Annotated in this window: 4 protein-coding genes; 3 read left to right on the top strand and 1 reads right to left on the bottom strand. The window is 71.0% G+C overall.

Translation table 11 applies throughout. From position 1 onward, the window contains the following. Positions 1-255 precede the first annotated feature (255 nt). Together E2E34_RS30410 and E2E34_RS30405 are read left to right on the top strand one after the other, a co-directional pair. Positions 256-1,314: a glycerophosphodiester phosphodiesterase family protein gene (locus E2E34_RS30410; RefSeq protein ID WP_138905084.1), complete on the top strand. Its 1,059-nt coding sequence runs from the start codon at positions 256-258 to the stop codon at positions 1,312-1,314. Positions 1,315-1,410: 96 nt separating this feature from the next. Beyond that, complete coding sequence (locus E2E34_RS30405; RefSeq protein WP_138905083.1) at positions 1,411-2,052, top strand: superoxide dismutase; 642 nt, start codon at positions 1,411-1,413, stop codon at positions 2,050-2,052. Between the two features lie 109 nt (positions 2,053-2,161). Here the strand turns inward: E2E34_RS30405 and E2E34_RS30400 are convergent, their stop codons facing one another. Continuing rightward, positions 2,162-2,863, bottom strand: a complete 702-nt coding sequence (locus E2E34_RS30400) for a mycothiol-dependent nitroreductase Rv2466c family protein (RefSeq protein ID WP_138905082.1) — start codon at positions 2,861-2,863, stop codon at positions 2,162-2,164. Positions 2,864-2,998: 135 nt separating this feature from the next. Between E2E34_RS30400 and pepN the strand changes: the two genes are divergently transcribed. After that, positions 2,999-5,608 (top strand): aminopeptidase N, encoded by a 2,610-nt coding sequence (gene pepN, locus E2E34_RS30395; protein WP_138905081.1) that lies wholly within the window; start codon positions 2,999-3,001, stop codon positions 5,606-5,608. Positions 5,609-5,666: the final 58 nt, after the last annotated feature.

The raw sequence follows: 5,666 nt of genomic DNA, 5'->3' as shown, positions 1-5,666 counted from the left end.
GGAGTGCTGCGGCTGCGACGGGTGCGCGGGCTTCGGGGGCGGTGCCGCGCCGGGGCGTCTCCTCGGGCGCCGAACGTTCGGGCACGGTTCCTTGCATGCGGGCGTGTTGCGTTCGACGCCCTGCGGGGAGCACCCCGACACGCCCCCTCCGGCACCGTTTCCGGCTCGGCGGGGCAATCCGGCCCCGTCCGGTGGCGCTTCTCGTGGAGGGCTGCCCGGCGTGCGGCCCCCAGACCTCTTCCCAGGGAGACTCGTATGCCCGCATCACAGCCCAGGCGCCGCTCCGTACTGCTCGCCGCCGGGGCCGCCGCCACCGCCGCCGCGGCCCCCGCCGCGGCCGCCGCCGAGCCGCGGCGGCGCGAAGGGCCCGTGGTCGTCGGACACCGGGGCGCGGCCGGCTGGCGCCCCGAGCACACCGTCGCCTCGTACACCCACGCAGTCCAAACCGGCGCCGACTGGATCGAGCCCGATCTCGTCCCGACCAAGGACCACGTCCTCGTCGTGCGGCACGAGAACGAGATCTCCGGGACGACGGACGTCGCGCAGCACCCCGAGTTCGCTTCGCGGCGTACGACGAAGACCGTGGACGGGCGCCCGGTCACCGGGTGGTTCACCGAGGACTTCACGCTCGCCGAGCTGAAGACCCTGCGCGCCGTCGAGCGGCTGCCGCTGGTGAGGAACCGGAACACCGTGTTCGACGGACGCCTGGAGGTGATGACGTTTCAGGAGGTGGTGGACCTGGCGAGGAAGCTGTCGAAGCGGTACGGGCGCACGATCGCGGTGTTCCCGGAGACGAAGCACCCCAGTTACTTCCGTTCCATCGGCCTGCCCCTCGAACCGGAGCTCGTCGCCGTCGTCCGGCGCAACCGGCTGCGCGGGCACGAGTGCGTCGTCCAGTCCTTCGAGCCGTCGAGCCTGACCCGCGTCGCGGAGGCCCGGCTGCGGCTGCCGCTGTGGCAGGCGCTGGGGACCACCGGCGGCCCGTACGGCCACCCGCAGACGTACCAGGAGATGATGACGCCCGCCGGCCTGGCCCGGATCGCGGAGTACGCCGACTGGATCGGCCCGGACAAGTCGTCGCTCGTGGCGCCGTCGCCGCTGCTCGCGGACGCGCACGCGGCGGGGCTGAGAGTGGGGGCGTACACCTTCCGCTGCGAGAACCAGTTCCTGCCCGCGCGGTTCCGGCGCGGCACCGCGCCCAACGACTTCGGCGACGCCTTCGCGGAGTACGCCCTGCACTACGGGATGGGGGTCGACGCGGTGGTGACCGACTTCCCCGACCTCGCCGTCGCCGCGAGGGGCGCCGGGTCCTAGGACCGAAGGACGAGCGCGGTGTGATCCTTTACGAGCCCTTCTGCTGCTAATCTGCACTTGCGTATCGGTCGCAATAAGCAGTCGGAGGGCTCGGACATGGCCATTTACACACTTCCTGAACTTCCGTACGACTACGCGGCGCTGGAACCCGTCATCAACCCGCAGATCATCGAGCTGCACCACGACAAGCACCACGCGGCCTATGTGAAGGGCGCGAACGACACCCTTGAGCAGCTGGAAGAGGCGCGCGACAAGGAGGCGTGGGGAACGATCAACGGCCTGGAGAAGAACCTCGCGTTCCACCTCTCCGGCCACATCCTGCACTCCATCTACTGGCACAACATGACCGGCGACGGTGGCGGCGAGCCGCTGGAGAAGGACGGCGTCGGGGACCTCGCGGACGCGATCGCCGAGTCCTTCGGCTCCTTCGAAAAGTTCAAGGCCCAGCTGACCAAGGCCTCCGCGACGACCCAGGGCTCCGGCTGGGGCGTGCTCGCGTACGAGCCGGTCAGCGGCCGCCTGATCGTCGAGCAGATCTACGACCACCAGGGCAACGTGGGCCAGGGTTCCGTCCCGATCCTGGTCTTCGACGCCTGGGAGCACGCCTTCTACCTGCAGTACAAGAACCAGAAGGTGGACTTCATCGAGGCGATGTGGAAGGTCGTCAACTGGCAGGACGTGGCGAAGCGTTACGCCGCTGCCAAGGAGCGCGGGTTCAACCTGCTGCTGGCGCCGTAGGCGCGCGACGACGTCCTGCTCGTGATCGTCTTCTCAACCTTCACCTGCAGGCGGAAGAAAGGCCGGCCCCCGCGAGGACGTGACTCGCGGGGGCCGGCTGCGTCCGGGGTCAGTCGAAGACCGGGCCCTGCGTGCGCGTGCGCTTGATCTCGTAGAAGCCGGGGATCGACGCGACCATCAGCGTGCCGTCCCACAGCCGCGCCGCCTCTTCGCCCTTCGGGGCCGGGGTGACCACCGGGCCGAAGAAGGCGACCTCGCCGCCGTCGGCGCCGGGGACGGAGATGACCGGGGTGCCGACCTCCTGGCCGACCTTGTCGATGCCCACCTTGTGCGAGGCGCGCACCTCGGCGTCGTACGTGTCCTTGTCGGCGTACTCGATCAGCTCGGCCGGAAGGCCCGCGTCCGCCAGGGCGCCCGCGATCGCCTCCAGGGTCGCGCCCTCGCCCTTGTTGTGGAAGCGGGTGCCGAGCGCCGTGTAGAGCGGGCCGACGACGTCGTCGCCGTGCAGCTCACGGGCCGCCGTCACCACGCGCACCGGGCGCCAGCCCTTCGGGCCGAGCAGCTCGCGGTACTGCTCCGGAAGCTCGTCCAGCTTGTCCTCGTTCAGCACGGCCAGGCTCATGACGTGCCAGCGGACCTCCACGTCACGGACCTTCTGCACCTCCAGCATCCAGCGGGAGGTCATCCAGGCCCACGGGCACAGCGGGTCGAACCAGAAGTCCGCCGTGGTCCTGCCGCTCGTGGACTCCTCGGGGCTCGCGGTCCGCTGGGGCGTCACGAGGGCCTGGGCGGTCTCAAGGTTCTCGGGCATGTCTCTCCTCATCGGCACACGGGCTCGCGGTCTGTCCGAGGCAACGCAACCGGCCACCGGAGGCATTCCCGCACTTCCCCTGTCACTGCCGCGTGGGAGGATCGTGATGTTCGAACGAGACACGAAGGAGTGCCCGTGCCCGGTGAGAATCTGTCCCGCGACGAGGCCCGTGAGCGGGCCGAGCTGCTGTCCGTCGACGGGTACGAAGTGGCCCTCGACCTGCGATCGGCGGTCGGCGAGCCCCGGGACGGCGGGGAGGAGCCGCGGACGTTCCGCTCCGTGACCACCCTTCGCTTCCGGTGCTCGCGGCCCGGCGCCGGCACCTTCGTGGACCTGCTCGCACCGTCCGTGACGGCCGTCACGCTCAACGGCGAGACGCTGGACCCCGCCGCCGTCTTCGACGGCAGCCGGGTCGCGCTGGCCGGGCTGCGCGAGGAGAACGTGCTGGTGGTGGACGCGCAGTGTGCGTACAGCCGCACCGGCGAGGGCATGCACCGCTTCGTCGACCCGGAGGACGGCGAGGTCTACCTGTACACGCAGTACGAGCCGGCCGACGCGCGGCGCGTCTTCGCCACCTTCGAACAGCCGGACCTGAAGGCGCCCTTCCGGTTCGAGGTGACCGCCCCCGCCGCGTGGACGGTGTGGAGCAACGGGGTCAGCGAGGCGGTGAGCGAGGGGGACGGCGACGCGAAGGTGTGGCGTTTCCGGGAGACCGAGCCCATCTCCACGTACATCACCGCCTTCGTCGCGGGCCCGTACCACTACGAGAGCGATCTCTACCGGCGGACCCTCGGCGACGGTACGGAGATCGAGATCCCGCTCGGCGCCCTGTGCCGCAAGGGGCTGGCGCGGCACTTCGACGCGGACGACATCTTCACGGTCACCAAGCAGGGGCTCGACTTCTTCCACGACAACTTCGACTTCCCGTACCCCTTCGGCAAGTACGACCAGGCCTTCGTGCCGGAGTACAACATCGGCGCCATGGAGAACCCGGGCTGTGTGACCTTCCGCGAGGAGTACATCTTCCGCGGGAACGTCACGCAGGCGTCGTACGAGCGGCGGGCCAACGTCATCCTGCACGAGATGGCGCACATGTGGTTCGGCGACCTGGTCACCATGCGGTGGTGGGACGACCTGTGGCTCAAGGAGTCCTTCGCCGACTTCATGGGGTCGTACTCGATGGTGGAGGCGACCCGCTTCACCAACGGATGGGTCACCTTCGCGAACAACCGCAAGGCGTGGGCGTACCGGGCCGACCAGCTTCCCTCGACGCATCCGATCACGGCCGACATCCGCGACCTGGAGGACGCGAAGCTCAACTTCGACGGGATCACGTACGCCAAGGGCGCGTCCGTGCTGAAGCAGCTCGTCGCGTACGTCGGCAAGGACGCCTTCATGGAGGGCGCGCGGCGGTACTTCAAGCGCCACGCGTACGGCAACACCCGGCTGGAGGACCTGCTGGCGGTCCTGGAGGAGACCTCGGGGCGGGATCTCGCCTCCTGGTCGCGGGCGTGGCTCCAGACGGCCGGGGTCAACTCGCTGACGCCGCAGGTGGTGTACGACGCGGCGGGGCGGATCACCGAGCTGGCGGTGTTCCAGGAGAGCGCGCGGTCGCACCCCGAGCTGCGGCCGCACCGGGTGGCCGTCGGGCTGTACCGGCGCGAGGAGACCGGCGGCGCGCTCGTGCGGTACGCGCGGGCGGAGGTGGACGTGGCCGGGCCGCGCACGGTCGTGGCGGAGCTCGCGGGCAGCGAGAAGCCGGACCTGGTGCTCGTCAACGACGACGACCTGACGTACTGCAAGATCCGCTTCGACGCGGAGTCGCTGGCCACGCTGCGCGCCCACCTCGGCGAACTGACCGACCCGCTGGCGCGCGCGCTGTGCTGGTCGGCGCTGTGGAACCTGACGCGGGACGCGCTGATGCCGGCGCGGGACTTCGTCGACCTCGTCCTGCGGTTCGCGGGGCGCGAGACGGACATCGGCGTGCTCCAGATGCTGCACGCCTGGACGCGGTCCGCGCTGACGCACTACGCGGCGCCCGAGTGGCGCGAGCAGGGCGGCCAGGCGCTCGCGGACGGCGCGCTGCGGGAGCTGCGGATCGCGGATCCGGGCAGTGAGCACCAGCTGACGTGGGCGCGGTTCTTCGCGGCGACGGCGTGCCGGGCCTCGGACTTCCAGCTCCTCCAGGGGCTGCTGGAGGGCACGGCCAAGATCGACGGTCTCGAGGTCGACCAGGAGTTGCGCTGGGCGTTCCTCGGACCGCTCGCGGCGCACGGCGTCGCCGGCGACGAGGTGATCAACGCGGAGCTGGCGCGGGACGACACGGCGTCGGGCAAGCGGCACCAGGTGCGGTGCCTCGCGTCGCGTCCTTCGGCCGCCGTCAAGGCGCAGGCGTGGGCGGCGGTCGTCGAGTCCGACGCCCTGTCCAACGCGCTGGTGGTGGCCACGATCGACGGCTTCGTGCAGCCGGGGCAGCGGGAGTTGATCGCTCCGTACGCGCGGAAGTACTTCGAGGCGATCGAGCGGGTGTGGGCCGAGCGGTCCATCCAGATCGGGATGGACGTGGTCTCGGGGCTGTTCCCGGGGCTCCAGGACGACCAGGCCACCCTCGACGCGACCGACGCCTGGCTGGCCGGGCACGAGGGTGCGGCTCCGGCGCTGCGGCGGCTGGTGCTGGAGGCGCGGGACGACCTGGCGCGGGCGCTGCGGGGCCAGGCGTGCGACCGGGGTGCGGCGGCCGGGTAGGCGCCGGGCGGCCGGGCGTCCCGCACGTGTGCTCGGCCGTCGGACGGCGGGGCGGGGC

It is taken from the genome of Streptomyces albidochromogenes (assembly GCF_005981925.1).
Taxonomy (GTDB): Bacteria; Actinomycetota; Actinomycetes; order Streptomycetales; family Streptomycetaceae; genus Streptomyces; species Streptomyces albidochromogenes.
Note: the sequence above shows the minus strand (reverse complement) of the source record. Positions and strands in the feature narration are given on the sequence as shown.

Excerpts from the sequence above, each read along its gene's own strand:
- E2E34_RS30410 (WP_138905084.1), top strand. The coding sequence starts at position 256 with ATGCCCGCATCACAGCCCAGGCGCCGCTCCGTACTGCTCGCCGCCGGG.
- E2E34_RS30405 (WP_138905083.1), top strand. The coding sequence starts at position 1,411 with ATGGCCATTTACACACTTCCTGAACTTCCGTACGACTACGCGGCGCTG.
- E2E34_RS30400 (WP_138905082.1), bottom strand. The coding sequence starts at position 2,863 with ATGCCCGAGAACCTTGAGACCGCCCAGGCCCTCGTGACGCCCCAGCGG.